We start from the raw sequence: 18,421 nt of genomic DNA on the forward strand, positions 1-18,421 counted from the left end.
AATGTCCTTCTTACCGTCGCATAATTTTTCTTGATAGCTTATTCCCAATCCACTGCGCAATTTGTACAAGAATAATAAGAATAATAACGGTCACAAGCATGACACTTCCATCAAAGCGTTGATAACCATATGTCATTGCAATATGACCTAAACCGCCTCCGCCAACTGTACCAGCCATTGCAGAGAAATCTATTAAACCGACTGTCACAAACGTTAAGCCTAAAATTAACGGTCCAAGTGCCTCTGGAATTAATACAGTAAAAATAATTTGTAGAGGACTTGCTCCCATTGCCTTTGCGGCTTCAATTACCCCAGGGTCAATGCTAACTAAGTTATTCTCTACTACTCTCGCAATACCAAATGATGAGGCAATCGTCATTGGAAAGATTGCTGCCCACGTACCAATCGTTGTTCCAACAACCATTCGTGTTAATGGGCTAATGGCCACTAGAAAAATAATAAATGGAACTGGGCGAATAATATTAATTAAAAAATTTAACAATTGAAACACGAATTTGTTCTCTAAAATATTTCCTTTTCGTGTCACATATAGTAGTAAACCTATTGTTATACCAAGAATAGAACCAAAGATAAGGGTTATAATAACCATTAAAATTGTTTCACCTGTAGATTCAAAAATACGGGGCCAAAAAGTCGTCCAATCAACCTTCATTGAATTTTACCTCCTCAACAGTTACAATGTCTTGTAATTCAGTAAGAACACTAGGTATTTTATCGCTATGTCCCTCAAATGAGACGAGCAAGTTCCCATAGAACTTCTCCTGAATTTCTCGGACAGAGCCATAGACGATATTAACGTCCACATCAAATTTTCTTGTTACGCGAGAAAGGATAGGATCGCTAGCAATATCACCTTTAAAAATAACACGGTATAAATTTTTGCCGCCTTTTTTTCTCCATTCCTCTAATAGAGATGCAGATGGTCGATCTTGCTGAACCGATTGAATAAACCGTTGAGTCGTTAAATGCTGTGGATTTGTAAATATATCAAAAACTGAATTAGATTCAATTACTGCCCCATTTTCCATGACTGCTACTCTGTCACATATTTGTTGGATGACATTCATCTCATGTGTGATTAGCAAAATAGTGATTCCTAAATCCTTGTTTACTTTTTTGAGAAGGCGGAGAATTTCCCCAGTTGTATCCGGATCGAGCGCTGAGGTTGCTTCATCACAAATTAATATATCAGGGGAGGTAGCAAGCGCCCTCGCAATTCCAACCCGCTGTTTTTGGCCTCCAGATAATTGCTCAGGGTAATCATTCGCTTTTTCTGTAAGACCAACAAAACTAAGAAGTTCTGCAACTCTTTCATTAATTTCTTTTTTAGGCACTCCCGCCAGCTTAAGTGGATAGGCTACATTTCCAGCTACCGTTCTTGAGGAGAATAAGTTGAAATTTTGAAAAATCATGCCGATTCTTCTTCTCAGCTTTCTTACCTCTTTTGGTGTGAGCGAATTAATATCAACACCTTGTACTTGAACAGCGCCATGGGTTGGACTTTCTAATAGATTCACAAGTCGCAATAATGTGCTCTTTCCTGCACCACTAAATCCAATAATTCCAAAAATCTCTCCCTGCTGAATTGAAAGAGATACATCTTTCACTGCATTCACTTCACGATCACCAAATTTAAAGGTTTTCGCTACATTCTGAAATTCAATCATTTACTTGCTCAACTCCCTATTTAAAAATAAAGAACAAAAAGGACCTTCCTTTTGTTCTTATCGATTAAGAAAAAAGGAAGGTCCCCACTATTGAAGAAACTACTTCCTTCTCATCTTTCAAATGTAAGTACATTTGCAGGAATTGGCACGGTATTATGTTAATAACCCGCTGCCGAGACTTCATTGGGCCTGTCCCTCAGTCTCTCTGGATAAGAAGAAATTATCGTATTTAATTGTCTGTTAAGATTTAAACAATACTATAATGCTTGATGAATTATATGTCAACATTTCTTTTAAAAAGTTTTATTAGAAAAATAAATCCATTTACTGTTATAACAGCAGGAGTACATTGGTAGCCGCGTTTTTTCTAGTGAAATAATTTATGCTTATGTTACTGAGGATGCCAATGAGCAGCCAGCCATAAAAAGGTTCAATTTGAAAATTGCCTACTCCAAATTGAACCTTTCCGTTATTCTAAAACGCCCTTTTCTCGTAAACTAGCAATTTGTTCATCACTATAGCCAAGTGCAGTTAATACTTCTTCATTATGCTCTCCAAGCTTGGCACCGACATACTTGTACTCAGGCTCAGTGCCATCAAATTTAAAGGCAGAAGCAATTTGCTGTTGCATGGTGCCATCGCTTTTTGGAATATCGACGATCATGCCACGAGCCTTCAACTGTGGATGCTCGCATGCTTCTGGAAAAGTGAGTACAGGCTCTACACAACCTTCAAAATCCTCGTTAAATACCTCAAGCCATTCCTCATATGTCTTTGATAGAAAGGCATCATGAACAGCCTCTTTAAAGCGTATTTGTGTATAGTAAGAATCATTAAAGGTATTATCAATCAACTCAGGAATGTCGAGTGCTTCACAGAGCAGTTTACGAAATTGAGGTTCTAAGCTACCGACAGAGAAGAAGCGTCCATCTTTTGTTTTGTAAAAATCATAGTAACTGCCTCCGTTTAAAATTTCTTGCTCTGGCTGTGGTATACGACCACCCCCAATAAACGCAGCACCATACATAGCATTCAGCGAAAAGACAGCATCTGTCATACTAATATCTATGAATTGTCCTTCGCCTGTTTTTTCACGATGAAGGGCAGCAGCCAGTACCCCAATTGCGGCATGCATTGTCCCTCCAGCTATATCAGCTAGTTGAACCCCCATGGAGACAGGCTTTTTATCCTTATGGCGTGAATAATCGAGTAAGCCTGCTAAAGATAAATAGTTATTATCGTGTCCAGGTCGATTGCTATAAGGTCCAGTTTGTCCGTAACCAGTAATCGCACAATAGATAACCTTTGGATTTATTTCCTTTAGAGCTTCATAGCCAATGCCAAGGCGTTGCATGACACCAGGCCGAAAACCTTCGATAATAACGTCATACTCTTGCACCAGTGATTTTACAATGTCTATAGCCTCTGGTGATTTAAGATTTAATGTAATTGATTTTTTAGATCGATTTAAATGTTGATGAATGTAAGCCTCATGATCTTCATCATAGGGAGGCATAATTCGTGTTAAATCAACGCGCTTTGAAGATTCAACATGGATGACATCTGCTCCTAAATCAGCAAAAATCATTGTCGCCATTGGCCCTGGTAGTAATGCAGAAAAATCGAGAATTTTTAACCCTTGTAAAATGCCCAAATCTTCCAACCCCTTTTTGTGTAGGCTACACGACCATCCCATTGATGGAAGCGTAGCGCTTTTCTCATAATCCCCATTGTGTGAAAAGCGTAACGTTCGATTCTGTATTAATACAGTTTATTTTATTTTAAAGAGTATTATAACAGAATAGACCTTAACTTGCCTATGCTATTTTTCATTATAAAATAAACATTTCAACTTTCATATGTCAGAATAACAATAAAAGTAAAAAAATTTAGAATTTAGATTTTTTATCAAATTTCAGACAATAGTTGTCAGTTGTTAGAATATTTAATCTAAGAAAATAAATTGTAGAATTTTGTTTACTAGCTAGCTATATGATACAACCTTTTTTATTGATACAATCCTAGTGGTGTATTGGATTCTTCTTACGCAATTTGGAAATGATACTATTACCCCATTTATTAATAAAGTATCTCTCAAAAAATACATATAAAATTAACGTAAATAGGAGAGAAGAAATGAAGTCACATCAATTAAAACTAAAGCATTTAATTATGGGAGTTGCGATGGCAGCATTCTTTTTCACGAGCCTTGGTAGTGTTTGGGGCGGATACAGAATGAATATTGACTCGATAAAGGAAAATACACTAGAAACGAATAGGGTTTATGCTCAAAAATTGGCATCTACTGCGGATTCTTATCTACATGAATCTTTCCAAATATTGGGTTATAGTGCAACTCAAATACAAGCAAAGATGGACGATGCGCAAGCATTGAATCAGGAAACAGAACGTTTGAGATTGCAAAATCAAATGTTTAATTCTGTAGTAATAACAAATGCAGAAGGATTGGTTCTATCCGTCTCTCCACCATCTATTGAAATAAAGGGAGAAATTTTAACATCAATCGGTGCTAAAGAGGCGTTATCCAAAAGGACACCACTTATCTCTAAACCATATGAGGCGATGACAGGACGTCTCATCATTTTTATTTCTCATCCTATTTTTTCCGACTCCAATGAGTATTTAGGAATGATAGCAGGGACTATTTATTTAAAGGAACCAAATGCCTTTAAAACTTTACTGGGAGAGCATTATAGTAAGGACGGCTCTTACGTATATGTAGTTGATTCAGATGGGCGTGTTATCTATCATCAAGACCCAAGTCGGATTAATGATGTGGTAACGAAAAATAAAGTCGTTCAATCGGTGATATCAGGAAAGAGTGGTGCTCAACTTGTTGAGAACACAGAAAGAGTGAAAATGCTTGCTGGCTATAGTACAGTCCCATCAACAGGATGGGGCGTTGTCGCTCAGAAACCTTTAGACGTAGCACTAGCCCCTTCCTTTGATCGTGTGCAGGAAGTCATTATTAAATCTGTACCCCTTATGATTCTATCTATTATCATTGTACTTTGGGCGGCAGCACGCATTGCCAACCCTTTGCAACAACTAGCAAATTTAACGGAGGAAAGTTTAGATAAGAAAAATGTAGAAGGTTTAAAATCTGTAAGTGGATGGTACTTTGAAGCTTATTCTTTGAAGAATGCCTTGGTTCGGAGTTTATCATTTTTACATGGACAGGTCTCGTTTTTCAAGGATCAATCTACTGTTGATCCACTGACGGGAGTGACGAATCGACGTACAATGGATTCGATGCTTGCCGAATGGTTAACGAACAATGTACCACATGCAATTATTTTACTAGATTTAGATCACTTTAAAAGTGTGAATGACACATATGGTCATGCAGTAGGCGATAAAGTTTTGCAATTTTTAGCCAGTCATATGGAAGCTGTGGCTCGTGAAGGAGATGTATGCTGTCGATATGGTGGCGAGGAATTTGTCATACTGCTACCAAATACGGCAGCAGAAGAGGCAGCACAAGTGGCTGAACAACTACGAGCAATTTTGGCAACAACAGAAAGTCCATGTGGCAGACCCATAACATTATCTGCAGGAATAGCTGTCTATCCAGCAATGGCAGATTCAACAGAGGAACTAATTAAAGCAGCTGACGATGCACTATACCTTGCGAAACAAGGGGGGCGCAATCAAGTAAAGGTTGCGGAAATATAAATGCAGTAAAAAATGAAACAAAGGGGCTTACAATTTTGAATTTCGGGGTAATTGATTAATGCAAACATCATTTGGGCAAGCTACTTGTAAGTCATCCGCCATATGACTTCCTAAACCATGTTCAAATGATATGTAACTCGGGTCACATCTCTTGATCGACTTGACAAGACGTAAGGTTATCCCCCTTTCCCTTATGACACCCCAAGGACGACTAGATGTATGCCTATATATCGTGAAAAGCCAAGCGAGCACCGATGCTCCTTGGCTTTTTTGTTGTGTGAATGAAGGGAATTTATTTTGTTATTAGTGAGGGTCAAACGTGGCCACAATGGTTTGAAGAGGAGAGAAGTGGTGATATCACATGGAAGAGCTCGTCAAAGTGTAGAGCCCGTTCTAAAAGTGGGAAAAGATGCTCATTAAGAAGGGCTATCATTCCAAAAGAAATAGAAAGGTGAGTCAAAATTGCGAATCACTCAGTTAGCAAACTGAAAAATTAATCACCATTTCAGATAGAGAAAGGTCATTTGATTAATCAAGAAATTTACCTGACTAATTTAGATTTATCTATGAAGGTTCGTTAGCTACGAGCCGATATAAAGAGTATGAGGAAATGATATTTGTACGTATCAAAATACATAAGTGAAAGGAAGAGTGGGATGGATAAATCTAAAATCCAAAAAGTAAATAAAGCCTTGATAGCAACAGTATTTGCTACAAGTGGGATTGCCGTTGTAGTACCTCCACCACAAAAAGCGGCAGCGGCTACTTCTCCCTTTACAGACATCGACCAATACTCAGTTCATTATAACGATATATTAAAATTATATTCTCAGGGTGTCATTAACGGGTTTGCCGATAAAACCTTCCGTCCGGATGTCAATGTAACACGTGGACAAGCAGCAAAAATGATTGCAACGGCATTAAAATTGGATACGAGAAATGTCCAAAATCCTTATTATAAGGATGTACCGAAGGGTAGCGAATTTTATAAATTTGTCGCAGCATTGCAAAACGCGGGCATTATGTCTGGGTATTCTAATGGCACATTTATGCCAAACGAAGTGATGACTCGTGGCGAATTAGCAAAAATATTAGTATTAGCATTCCATTTGGAGGTATCTCCTAGTTACAACAATATTTTTAAAGATGTAGATAGCCAATCAAGCAATGCTATCTATATTCAAACACTTATCGATTTAAATATTACTGAAGGCACAACACCTGTGACATTCTCTCCGTTTGATGCTGTAAATCGCGGACAGTTTGCTTCTTTTGTGGTTCGTTCACAAGAGAAAAAGAACAATGAAACATCTTTCAAAATTATAGATGTAGATGATGATGCCGTTTATATAAATGGTGAAGCCTATGCAGTTCCAGAAAGCCTTTCACATATTTTTAATGACGATAATGCACCTGTCTTAAAGGGTGCTTATATTGAGGGGGATCTTTCTGGTAAGAAGGTTCGATCCATCTCTAAACTAACATTAAATGCAAGCGGAACAAGCTCAAGCTTCCTTGATTTTGATGGTGATTATGGTTCATTAGGTGCAACCATTGTAGTTAATGGCAACTATATTGAATTTTCGAATCTGAAGATGACAGGTACTATGTTCGTCAATGAAACAGTTCGACCACCATTGCATTTAGGTGCTACTAACAATCAACCATTATCCATTGGGCGTGTGGCGAGCAATAATATTTCTTTTATCAACTGGTCGAATCCAGATAATACTAAAGGCGATGGTTCATCTAATAACAATTCAACAAACGATCTTCAAAATTGGACGAACCAAAATCCTGATAAAGATAAGCCATTTGTCAACTGGTCAAAAGAAAAACAAGAAATGAAAAATGTTGAAAAGCATCTTGAATTTTATAACAGCACTGTTTCGAGACTAGTAGTATCACAAACAGGGACAAAAATCGAATCCAATATGAAACTACCACGTGTAGACATCATCGGAAGTGTTCGCGAATTTGAAATTCAAGGCTATATTGGAACATTAAATCTGGATACCGAAACAAAGTTAACGATCTATGGAGATGGCAATATTGATTGGATAAACTACAACAGTTATACAGATTTAGAGCTGTATATAGATGGCCGTATCGGTACTCTATATGTTGATAATTCATACGGCAAGGTTGACATTGGGGACTATACGTATATCGACAAAGTCATTTTACCTAAAGATGAATCTCCAAATAATATCTTTGATGATTTCCTAGATGATAAAGACAATATCGGAAATATCACAGATCCGGATGGCAAACCAATCGATAAAGACGAAAACGAGAATCAGAATCCAGATGATAAAACAAAGCCTATTGTAAGTATTACAAGTGTCAAAGTGCTCAATGGCAGTGAGATTCAAGCAGATTTCACATCTGATGAGGTAGGTACGTACTACTATATTGTGCGTGAAAAGGGAGCAGAGGCACCTAATAAACGTGAAATGGTAAACCATCTTTCAATTGAAAACGTTGCATACGGAAGTAGTGCGGCAATCAAAGGCACAAACTCAATAAAAGTTTCAAATCTAGGTGAGAAAAAAGAATATGTCATCTACATCATGGTTGTAGACGGCTCGAAAAATGCATCTGATATTGTCTCTCAAGCATTCCAAATGAAAGATGCAACTCCACCAGTAGTTAAATCTCTACAAGTTACGCCTTTACATGGAGGAACACGTGCTGAATTCAAGTTTGCAGCAAGTGAACCTGGAGATTATTACTATTATGTACGTAAGAAAACAACAGCAGCTGACCCGACGACGGCAGATATCGTCGCAAACCCAACAGGTAAAGGGAAGGCAAAAGCTGGAGAACTTGGAATAACAGGAATTTTAACAGAATTAGATGCTGAAACCGAATATCAACTTTATGTTGTCATGAAGGATGATTCAGGCAACTTCTCGGTAGATCCTATACCTAAAGAGGCGGTTAAAGAGTTTAAAACTGGTGAGCTTGATAATATCCCACCATATGTTGTTGGTGGACAACTTGTATTACTAGATGAGATTAAAAATGAATTTTATCTAACCGTGAGTGAGGATTTAGATCCTATTTCTGCTGAAAAAATAGAGAACTATGATCTTTCAGGTACAGGGATAGTCAATCAAGGTGCACAGCAACCGATACATCCTACAAAGGTTGTCTATAATAAAGCTCAGAAAAGATTAATTTTCACCATTCCATCACTAACAGGCTTTGTAAACGGGGATAATCTAGTTGTTACAATATCACCGAAAGTTAAAGATTTGGCTGATATCGAATTTGAAAATATCAATAACATTCCAAATAATACTGTTCCGCGAAACACAGCCGAATACATTCATAACGATATTGAATTACCAGTCCTCACAATTATAGGAGAACCAGTAATTAATAATACAAAGGACCAAACACTTCTTGAGTTTAACGCTTCAAAAGCAGGAACGTATCATTATCTAATTATGGAGTCAGATATAACTCTTACACGTGATGACCGCTTACGTTTAATTGAAGCTGTCCAATTAAATGAAACAAAATTTAAGGTTGGAACAGAGGAAATCGATATTGTGGGGAGCGGAGGTAATAAACCTGCTCAACTAGGAAAACAAAAGGTAGTAATCCCATTACCAACAGCAAATTTAAATCCGTTTAAGAGCTACTCTATCTATATGGTATTGCGCGATCGATCAGGAAATGTTTCAGATATTGAGACTAGACATGTAATCGATGACCAAACACCACCGAAAATTGAAAATACATCGATAAAGATAGCTCAAGGAGATAAGAATGCTACCTTCAAATTTATGTCAGATGAAGACGGTACGTATCACTATATTCTTAGAAAAGCTGGCGATACAACAGTTCCAGTACCTTCAAGCGCTGAGGAGGTTATTGAAAGAGGAAGAGCTAGTAATATGCGAAAGGGTACTAATGAAATTAATTTTACCTCTTTAGAACCCCATCAAAATTATGAGCTTTATGTTGCGGTAAAAGATAGATATAAAAATGCAACAATGCTTCAAGTAGGTACAGAGTCAAAAGTATATACTTTTGATGAACAGCAAAATAAAACAATTACTTTGACACCAGGCGAAACTGACAAAGGTGTAATGGCATATAAATTCTTCTCAGATGGTACACCACCAAAGGTAGAGGATCCGATCTTTAAACAACTAGATGGTAAAACATTTGAGGTCACTTTCTCAGAGGCCATCGATTTAAAAAATGGAGATTTTACTTTAGTTAAACCAGGAACAACAACAGCTATTTCTCCTACTTACGCATCATGGGAGTGGGAGAATACAACAGCTAAAGAATGGGAACCTCGAAAGCTGATTATTAAATTTGCTAACGAAGTAACACAGAGCTTTGATATTACACTAAATGCTACTGTTAAGGATAAAGGTGAGTGGGAATTTAGTAAGCCAACAGCTTCATTCATTTATAGAACCTTAACAACAAATATTGAAAGTGCTAAATTACAGCCACCAATTACTACAGATAGAAGTAGAAATATTTTAGCTACATTTGACTTTACATTCTCAGATCCTTCTGTTCAACCAGGGGAAAAGGCTAAATTCTACTATAAAGCATATAGTAAAACTTATTCTGATACACAGATTGAAAACGTTACGCCTGTAGAAGTTATTCAACCTGATGCTCCAGGAGCACTAATTAGTTTAAGTAGTGGCAATGGTCAAACAGAGCTTTCAAAAGGACGAACTGAACAACCTATTACCCATCCAACTGTTTCTTTCATTGAAGGAGATTATATTGTAATTGTCATTGTAGACAAATACGGAAATATGTTTAAAGTTCGAGATAAAATAACAAAATAAGCTTAATTTTAAGGAAGAAACTCTTTACATTCAGTTGAAGAGTTTCTTCTTTTAAATATATATATAAAATGAAAGCCCAAACTACCATCAATGTAGTTTGGCTTTCATTTGAGAATCATTTTCAATTATAATGATAGTAGTAAAAAAGATAGATAGGAGGAATTATGTGCATTATGAATGTTGATGACCATATATACCTGTGGGATCATGCTGCTATCAAAGTGCTGGATGTTCGGCATCAGATTATGAGGATGGGAGAAACATTACAGTCTTATAAAATGCCAGCTAATGGCTTTATTTTTGTTTCTCGAGGAAGGGCGCAAGTTCAGCTCAATCAAATCGAGTATATTATTCAGCAGTTTCAAGTCATACATGGTAGCAAAGGGACTATTTTAGATATTTTTCTAACGGAGGATGAGTTGGCGTATTATTTGATTTTTTATAAAGCGACCATGCCTAATCCTATGCGCCCGGAAGTATTACGCCTAATGGATAAAAGTGATCCATTTCAACTGCAATATAGCTATATACCCAGTTACCCGATTGCTATTTTTCACAAAGTTAAATTGATGGAGCAGGAGTGGAGGAAGTCTGGTGGAATAGATCGCTTTCATGTGAAATCATTATTCTATCAATTTGTTCATAATCTGCTACAGCAACTACATAGCCAAGGTGTGGATATGATGAAGCCAGACCTTGTAGGACAGGTAATGAAATATTTACAAGAACATTATGCACAGGCTTTGACACTAGAATCTATTGCAGCCAATTTGAATTATAGCGTTCCTTATTTAGCGTCCATTTTTAAAAAGAAAACGGGTTATAGTGTAATTGACTATTTGATTCAGATTCGCCTTGATAAAGCGGCAAATTTATTAGTAGAAACGGATGCCACATTGAAGGAAATTGCCGAAAATGTGGGCTATAAGGACCCTTATTATTTGAGCCGTCTTTTTAAAAAGCATAGGGGTGTTACGCCATTACGCTTTAGAAAACAAGAAAGAAAAAATGCTATACATCGTCCTCAAAATAGCATTGAATCGTCCATTGTTTGGAGACCAATATGGCGATATATTGATAGTGATAATCATTATCAATATAAGCGAGAGGAAGTTATACATATGCATAGAGGTTCAAGAGCTTCATTCACAGCAATGGCACTACTTTGTATTACGTTACTATTATCAGCATGTACGGGAGGTACTGTTAATCTAAACAATGAAACTACTGGACAAAATCAGACTGTAGTAGAAAGTCAGTCAGCTAGCTCTTCTGAGACAAGGGTTTACAAAGACCTTCAAGGGACAGAAGTAGACATTCCTACAAATCCAGAACGAATTGTCCTTCAGGGTAATGCAATTGGTGATTTAATAGCATTAGGTATAGAGCCTGTTGGGGTAGATCGTCGTTTCATCGAGAGCGGTGTTTTAGAAGATAACGGGAAAATTAGTTCAACAGATATCGGCTTTCCAACAAATTTAGAGAAGGTACTGACGTTAAAGCCCGATTTGATTATGCTGTCATATATTATGGATAATGAGGTTGAAGAAGCTTCTAAAATTGCACCAACCGTTGTTTTCGATGGTATGCAGCCATTAAAGGATCGATTCCCAGTCGTTGCTGATATTGTTGGTAAAAAGGAAGAGGGAGAGCAGCTACTGAGGAAATATAATGAAGATGCCGATGCAATGTGGGAACAGCTTCGCGCAAATGGTAAGGTGGCTGAAAGAGAAACGGCTGTCGTATTCCAATTTTTTTGGAATAAAAAAATGTTCGTGATGAAAACAGGCGGGGTAGCAGGCTTGCTGTATCAAGACAAAGGATATACTATGGACGAAAAGGTACAGGCATTACAGCCAAATAGTGGGCCATATATTGAAATTACTAAAGAAACACTGCATGAGACACTTGTGGGTGATCAATTATTTGTATTAATTTCTGGGGATAAAGAGGCTCAAAAGGCATTTGATGAATTAAAACAAGAGCCATTGTGGAACTCCTTACCTGCCGTGAAAAACAATAAAGTTCACTTTATTGAGGATAAATGGAATTATGATGATATGACAACAAGTAACATGCTGTTAGAGGAATTTCCAAATATACTGAAAAAATAAGTAAACTAGAAAGGCTCGGGGAAATCCTTGGCCTTTTTTGTGTTTGCTAAATAAAGGCAGACGTTATCAAATCATCATCCAGCAGGGGCAATCGATAGTAAAGAGGACTATCAAAACTGTTAGAGAAATAGCTGGCTTTTCTAAAGAATTAAATACGATAAACTATAAAAGTCAAGCAATTATAGTTATCTATATTTGCTTGACTTGTTGTTGAAAAAAGGTAATGTCAACGGCATAATAAGCAATGTGGTAAGGCGAGGGGTTGATTTCCGTTCCGCCAGCGTCCTTTCCAGGGGGCGTCCGATGAGCCGCTTCACTCACTGCGTTCGCTCCAGGGTCTCCTCTGTGACGCTAAATCCCCTAGGAGTGACGCTGGCTCCACTCCAATCAACCATTCTGCAAAAGTGTCTTTTCCTGAACAAAATAGCCATTAAAAGTGATGTGTGACAACACCCCTCCATAAAAGAGTAATGAATACCTTCCCTTTTTTGCTAAAAAGTTAACATTTTTATTTTATGGATTGGAGTGGAAGGCTACTTGACTCCCGTGGGATAGCGAGACAGGCGAGCCCCTGCACGGAGCGGTAGCGGAGGAAGCGGCTCGGCGCTCGCCCACAGGAAAGCAAGTAGCCTGCAACGGAAATCCTTTTTCACCTTTCACATAAATTCTATGGATGGTTTTGTTTTTCAACACTAAGTCAAGCAATTATAGTTATCTATATTTGCTTGACTTTTAATGATAACTATTATCAATTATAATGACTCTATAATGATTGTTTCAATTATATTAAGGTGGATGCAAAATGTATAGATTAATGGACACAGCAATAATTGAATGGAAAGAAAAGGTTAATACATATTCACTTCATACAAAATTTCCAACCTTATTAGCTTGCGATGTTGCTACCAAAATTTCCTTAGATGGAAAATGGTTATGTTTAGATAAAAATGAAATGATATATCTTAGTGCGGGGAAAATAGCAAAGTTAGAAAAAGCAAATCACCAAGTTGTTCATTTATACATTGTATCTTTTCAAATGTACAGTCTTACTGAAGAAAATGCTGATTTATTGCTTTATCGTGTCGATCATAAACAATTGCCTGCCCATGGCTCAATTGCTAGTGTAGAAACATTATCGTATCGTGCTGTTACTCTTCTTCAAGAGCTTGTAGGTGAGTTAGACTTAGGTGAACAGCATTTTCATAGTAGACAAAATTTTTTGTTGGAGGAAATATTACATTTATTTATCCAAGCTTTAAAGCCGTATAAAGAGAAAGTAGATTTGATTATGCGAGAAGCTCTAGCATATATCAATCGCCATTATGATCAAAATCTAAATCGATCACAATTAGCAGAGCTTATGGGTTTTAATCCAAGTTATTTTTCAAGATTGTTTCAACAACAAATAGGGCGTAGTTTCTCGAACCATTTGATGAGAGTGAGAATAGACAAAGCCAAAATGTATCTTCTTTCAACGGATGCCACATTGAACGAGATTGCGAGAAAAGTTGGCTATACAGATGGACTCTATTTAAGCCGAAAGTTTAAACAAATTGTTGGTGTATCGCCAAGTGAGTATCGGTATAGACCAAAGCCGAGACGTATTGTAGCATTCCAATATAGTGGTGATTTACTTGCTTTAGGCATACAGCCAATTGCTGCTCCTTTTACACCATGGGAAGTATCACCGCTTATACATCGTGAGCTTAGTGGTACGATTGATCTGGAGCAAGATAGAACTCATCAACTGGAGAAAATGGACATCGACCTAATCATTGTGCCTGAATATTTATATTATTGTCCAGGCAAGTTAGAAAAATTGGAGCAACTTGCACCCATTTTGGTTTTGCCATGGAATCAATTAGATCGACTTGAAGAAGTTAAGCTTATAGGGAAAATTCTTGGATGTGAGGCAGAGGCAACGATGTGGGTTGAGCATTATCAATCCATTACACATACAGCAGCTGCTAAGCTCGAATTCATTATACAACCTCACGAAACAGTAGGTTTATATGAGGTATGGGAGGATCATACAATATGTATTTGGAATACCACTGCAAGAGCTACCTTTAATTTATATAATGGCTTAAAGTTAACTCCTCCTCCACGTATTCAGCAAGAGGTGCTCGAAGTAAATAGTCATCTTTTTATAGAGGGAAATATATTGTCTGACTACGCTGCTAACCACATGTTTGTCGTCCTCACAGAAGATTACTATCAAGATTTCCCAAATAAGTTATTAAAGCATAAAGCTTGGAAGCAGCTATTTGAAGATCCAACAAGGAGCATTTATCCAATTAAGCTGAATGATTTTTGGTGCAATGATGGATTAACGCTAGAAAAACAACTTAGTATTATGCTAGAAAAGCTATATAATCATTAATAATGAAGCCAATGTCACTTTTGTCCATATGCAAGTTCTCACATTTTGAAATAGACGATTGAAGAAGAGACCATTACGATAAGGATATTGATTGAGAAAGATTATCATTATCGATAGGAGTGGAACAAATGGTCAAGGCGAGGCAAAGAATTTGGATAGGGTTAATGATGCTACTGTTGATTTTAATTGTTTTAGGTGGCTGTAGCAAGGCGACAAAAAGCAATTCAGAAAGCCCACAGTCAGAGTCAAAAAGTAATTCAGAAACAGATACAAAAGTTATTAAAACAGTTGATGGTGATGTTGAAATACCTGCCAATCCTCAACGAATCGTTACGCAAGGATATTTAGCAAATTTTTTAGTTTTTGATGTTAAACCAGTCGGTGCACCATATTGGGAAATGGAAAGCCCTTATACTATGGAATTAAGTGAAGGGATCACAGATATTGGTCAAATTGATGGAGGCTCGGTTGAAAAAATTTTATCACTTAAACCAGATTTAATAGTCACGGTTGGAGGAGATGAAAAATTAAATGAGCAATACCGCAAGATTGCCCCAACATTGGTCATCCCTTATGGTACATATCATGAAGTTCATGACGAAATGAGAGCTTTTGGGGAGATTTTAGGAAAAGAGAAGGAAGCGGAAAAATGGCTAAAAGAATTTGATAAAAAAGTAGCGAAGGCAAAGGATTCTATTAAAGGGTTAATTAGAGAAGGAACGACTTTTTCTCTTATGGGTCCGTTTGGAAAGGATTTTTATGTCTATGGTGATGGTGTAAATCGTGGTGGACAAGCAATTTATCAGCAGCTAGGTTTAACACCACCAAAATTAGTACGCAAGGATTTAATTGAGCCAAAAATTAATGCACTGAGTATTTCACAGGAAAAGATTGCAGATTATGCAGGTGACTATATCTTTTTAGATATTTCAGGAGAAGCGGAATTTGATGAGAATGACCCTGTATGGTCAACGATTGATGCAGTTAAAAATAATAAAGTATTCTACTTAAATCCCGAACGTTTCTGGCCATATGATCCAATTGCAGTGGAATCACAGGTTGAAGAAATTGCTAAAATGTTAAAGAACCATTTAGAGCAAGAGAAGTAAATGCTACAATCAGAACCACCAGTATAACTGGTGGTTTGCTCTGCGCGTGAAACGCTGGGGTACTGGCCCATGTCTAAAGACATTCTGAATGGTCTGCCAACCGCACTCCGTTTTCACACAAACCGCTAAAGCGGCTTACTTATTTTTTCTTTCTCTTGATTTCTTCTCCTGTGAATGGGTCAATGAATTCTTTCATCGTCATTTGATCTTGCAGGATATCTTCTTGTAATTGATTTTTTATATACTCTTGTATCTTTTTCTTATTTCGGCCGACTGTGTCCACATAGTATCCTCGACACCAGAATTGACGATTACCGTATTTATACTTTAAATTCGCATGTCGGTCGAAAATCATTAGACTACTCTTCCCTTTTAAATAACCCATGAACGCAGATACACTCAATTTCGGTGGAATACTTACCAACATATGAATGTGGTCAGGACAGGCTGTTGCCTCTATGATTTCTACATCTTTTCTTTCACATAATTGGCGCAATATTCTTCCAACATCTGCTTTAATTTGACCATAAATAATCTGCCTTCTATACTTTGGCGCAAAGACGATATGATACTTACAATTCCACGTTGTATGTGCTAAACTTTTATTATCCATTTATGGTGGCTCCTTTCGTACGAAGTCGGTTGACTAGACCTGACTTTATTGTACGTTTGGAGTTTTTTTATTGTCCATAGCTAAAAGCTTTCCGGAACCCCCTGCATAGCAGGGGGTTTTCAAAGCACACAAAAAAGCCCAAGTGGATAAATTACCACTTGGGTCTTCTACTAGGAATCCAAAAAACGGGGAAGACGACTAAGCATACAAGGGAGGACGCTCACATGGTCCTCCTCATCAAATTTCACATAATCAGTAAGAATGTTTTTGTCGCTTAAACGCTTCATTTGTTCAGCTGCTTGATCAGCTCCTTCAAGCATATCTGGCAGCTCGTTAGCGCCGATTGTAAGTAAGAGATTAATAGTATGCTGACTGTTCCAAGTTTCAGCAAATTTGTCTATTTCTTTTAGTACGGCATTGTTAGCCCACCAAACAGAGGGGCTTCCGACTACTACATGACTAAATAAATTTGGTCTCGCACATAGAGCATACAGTGTGAAAAGACCGCCTAATGAATGACCAACAACCGCTTGTTTCTTCTTATTGACTGGCCACTCCTTTGCGATAGCAGGCATTAGCTCATGCTCAATAAAGTCTAGGAATTCATTGGCTTTGCCATTAGGAGGCCAAGGCGATCCATCTGGACGTGGTGGTAGCTGAGCTTCACTAACAGGTAGTGTAAAATCATTGCAACGTCGTTCCATATCAAAGGGTTCCTTTGAGGGATAGCCGATCCCAATAACAAGAATTGGCTCATAGCCTTTTGGTTTACGTGTTTGTAATTTTACTGCCTCAGCGAGCGTTGGAAAAAGAGCGTCCCCATCTAAGGCATATATAACAGTATAGCCATCTGCTGGTGGTGCTTCTGTTGGGGCAGCAATTAAAATTCGATAGTCAAGCTGTTGACGAGATGTCATGGCAACTTCAAAGTAGTTATCTGATGTATAAGGTTTCTTTGTCATTGTTGTCATGGCGCTAAAAACTCCAATACATCCTCTATCACTTTTCCTTGTGCATGAATACCACCATTTAGCCAATAATCCTCGGATGTTTCAAATACTTGATTATGTTTGAAGGCAGCTGTACTTTGCCAAATTTTACTGTCCTTCAACTCATTTATAAATTCATCTCCAAGATTGCCATCATTGATTAGGAAAATATAATCGGCATCAAGTTCAGGTAGAATTTCTAATGATACTTCAAAGGCACCATTTTTCACGTAGCTGCTTTGTTCAAATCCTAATTCATGTGTTAAGACATACCCACTGAAATACTCATCAGTCATGAAAAACATTCCTTTTGCATTAAAGCGAATTAACGCAACCTTTTTACCTTCTGTGATGGAGGCTAGCTTTGTTTTTGCTGCATCCACCTTTTCTTGATAGCCTTGTAAAGCTTGCTCAGCCTTGTCTGGTTCATCAAGTAATTGCCCTAAAATTTTAATAGAGCCTTCTAAATCGCTTGCAGCATTATTAAATACATAGGTTGGAGCAATTTTGGCATATTTTTCGTATGTGCCATTTTCCACATAAAATGAATTGTGCAAAATAATTAAATCTGGTTTATTAGCCATAATTGATTCGGCTGAAGGGGGACCACTTGCAAAGCTAATTTCAGGTACGCCTTGTAGCTGATCTTGTAAATAGAGCTGTGGTTTAACACCATTCGACCATTGCATAATAGGCTTGATGCCAAAAGCTAATAACGAATCCTCCATAACAGGTGCAAATATTTTTGTAGGCTTAGCAGGTAGTGTCACATCATTGCCAACCTCATCTTTTATTGTTAATGGATAAACACTTTGCTCCTTCGTATTTTCTGAGTCAGCCTGTTCTTCTTTATTACTTGATTGGTCATTGCATGCCGAAAGTATGCCAATAGCAAGCAATAACATCGCTAATATATAGGCAGATTTTAAAATCGTTTGACAGTGATTACGACAATTTTGTTTCATTGTTCATCAAAGTCTCCTTCCATTGATAATCA

General features: G+C 37.4%; 11 protein-coding genes and 1 riboswitch. Of the genes, 5 read left to right on the forward strand and 6 right to left on the reverse strand.

The features are described 5' to 3' along the window. Positions 1-10: 10 nt before the first annotated feature. From MKY46_RS00960 to MKY46_RS00970, 3 genes are all read right to left on the reverse strand, one after another. Positions 11-673, reverse strand: a complete 663-nt coding sequence (locus MKY46_RS00960) for a methionine ABC transporter permease (protein ID WP_036124987.1) — start codon at positions 671-673, stop codon at positions 11-13. Next, positions 663-1,688: a methionine ABC transporter ATP-binding protein gene (locus tag MKY46_RS00965; protein ID WP_089933988.1), complete on the reverse strand. Its 1,026-nt coding sequence runs from the start codon at positions 1,686-1,688 to the stop codon at positions 663-665. The genes MKY46_RS00960 and MKY46_RS00965 overlap by 11 nt, the downstream gene beginning before the upstream one ends. A gap of 107 nt (positions 1,689-1,795) precedes the next feature. Further along, a riboswitch (SAM riboswitch) is annotated at positions 1,796-1,904 on the reverse strand. Between the two features lie 253 nt (positions 1,905-2,157). Then, on the reverse strand, positions 2,158-3,342 hold the full coding sequence (locus MKY46_RS00970; protein WP_089933991.1) for a CaiB/BaiF CoA transferase family protein: 1,185 nt from the start codon (positions 3,340-3,342) through the stop codon (positions 2,158-2,160). Between the two features lie 482 nt (positions 3,343-3,824). Here MKY46_RS00970 and MKY46_RS00975 point away from each other — a divergent pair, with 482 nt between their 5' ends. The 5 genes from MKY46_RS00975 (at position 3,825) to MKY46_RS00995 (ending at position 15,822) form a co-directional block, all read left to right on the forward strand. Continuing rightward, positions 3,825-5,384, forward strand: a complete 1,560-nt coding sequence (locus MKY46_RS00975) for a sensor domain-containing diguanylate cyclase (protein WP_089933994.1) — start codon at positions 3,825-3,827, stop codon at positions 5,382-5,384. Between the two features lie 656 nt (positions 5,385-6,040). Then, a complete protein-coding gene (locus MKY46_RS00980) occupies positions 6,041-10,216 on the forward strand; it encodes an S-layer homology domain-containing protein (RefSeq protein ID WP_340833618.1) in 4,176 nt (1,391 codons plus the stop codon). A 173-nt stretch (positions 10,217-10,389) separates the two neighbouring features. Continuing rightward, positions 10,390-12,330 carry an AraC family transcriptional regulator gene (locus MKY46_RS00985; RefSeq protein ID WP_340833619.1) on the forward strand — a complete coding sequence of 647 codons (1,941 nt, stop codon included), beginning with the start codon at positions 10,390-10,392 and terminating at the stop codon, positions 12,328-12,330. A gap of 802 nt (positions 12,331-13,132) precedes the next feature. Next, positions 13,133-14,713, forward strand: a complete 1,581-nt coding sequence (locus MKY46_RS00990) for a helix-turn-helix domain-containing protein (protein WP_101967029.1) — start codon at positions 13,133-13,135, stop codon at positions 14,711-14,713. 128 nt (positions 14,714-14,841) lie between these two features. After that, a complete protein-coding gene (locus MKY46_RS00995) occupies positions 14,842-15,822 on the forward strand; it encodes an ABC transporter substrate-binding protein (protein WP_101967030.1) in 981 nt (326 codons plus the stop codon). A 139-nt stretch (positions 15,823-15,961) separates the two neighbouring features. Here the strand turns inward: MKY46_RS00995 and tnpA are convergent, their stop codons facing one another. The 3 genes from tnpA to MKY46_RS01010 all read right to left on the reverse strand — a co-directional run bounded on the left by tnpA (position 15,962) and on the right by MKY46_RS01010 (position 18,389). Next, a complete protein-coding gene (gene tnpA, locus MKY46_RS01000) occupies positions 15,962-16,435 on the reverse strand; it encodes an IS200/IS605 family transposase (RefSeq protein WP_036129052.1) in 474 nt (157 codons plus the stop codon). A gap of 170 nt (positions 16,436-16,605) precedes the next feature. Then, positions 16,606-17,406 (reverse strand): alpha/beta hydrolase, encoded by an 801-nt coding sequence (locus MKY46_RS01005; RefSeq protein WP_036125805.1) that lies wholly within the window; start codon positions 17,404-17,406, stop codon positions 16,606-16,608. Continuing rightward, positions 17,403-18,389, reverse strand: a complete 987-nt coding sequence (locus tag MKY46_RS01010) for an ABC transporter substrate-binding protein (protein ID WP_036125808.1) — start codon at positions 18,387-18,389, stop codon at positions 17,403-17,405. Before MKY46_RS01010 ends, MKY46_RS01005 begins: the two co-directional genes overlap by 4 nt. Positions 18,390-18,421 lie beyond the last annotated feature (32 nt).

Origin of the sequence: Lysinibacillus sp. FSL M8-0355 (assembly GCF_038008985.1) — a bacterium.
Classification (GTDB): domain Bacteria; phylum Bacillota; class Bacilli; order Bacillales_A; family Planococcaceae; genus Lysinibacillus; species Lysinibacillus fusiformis_D.

Excerpts from the sequence above, each read along its gene's own strand:
- MKY46_RS00985 (WP_340833619.1), top strand. The coding sequence starts at position 10,390 with ATGAATGTTGATGACCATATATACCTGTGGGATCATGCTGCTATCAAA.
- MKY46_RS00975 (WP_089933994.1), top strand. The coding sequence starts at position 3,825 with ATGAAGTCACATCAATTAAAACTAAAGCATTTAATTATGGGAGTTGCG.
- MKY46_RS00990 (WP_101967029.1), top strand. The coding sequence starts at position 13,133 with ATGTATAGATTAATGGACACAGCAATAATTGAATGGAAAGAAAAGGTT.
- MKY46_RS01005 (WP_036125805.1), bottom strand. The coding sequence starts at position 17,406 with ATGACAACAATGACAAAGAAACCTTATACATCAGATAACTACTTTGAA.
- MKY46_RS00960 (WP_036124987.1), bottom strand. The coding sequence starts at position 673 with ATGAAGGTTGATTGGACGACTTTTTGGCCCCGTATTTTTGAATCTACA.
- tnpA (WP_036129052.1), bottom strand. The coding sequence starts at position 16,435 with ATGGATAATAAAAGTTTAGCACATACAACGTGGAATTGTAAGTATCAT.
- MKY46_RS00965 (WP_089933988.1), bottom strand. The coding sequence starts at position 1,688 with ATGATTGAATTTCAGAATGTAGCGAAAACCTTTAAATTTGGTGATCGT.
- MKY46_RS01010 (WP_036125808.1), bottom strand. The coding sequence starts at position 18,389 with ATGAAACAAAATTGTCGTAATCACTGTCAAACGATTTTAAAATCTGCC.
- MKY46_RS00995 (WP_101967030.1), top strand. The coding sequence starts at position 14,842 with ATGGTCAAGGCGAGGCAAAGAATTTGGATAGGGTTAATGATGCTACTG.
- MKY46_RS00980 (WP_340833618.1), top strand. The coding sequence starts at position 6,041 with ATGGATAAATCTAAAATCCAAAAAGTAAATAAAGCCTTGATAGCAACA.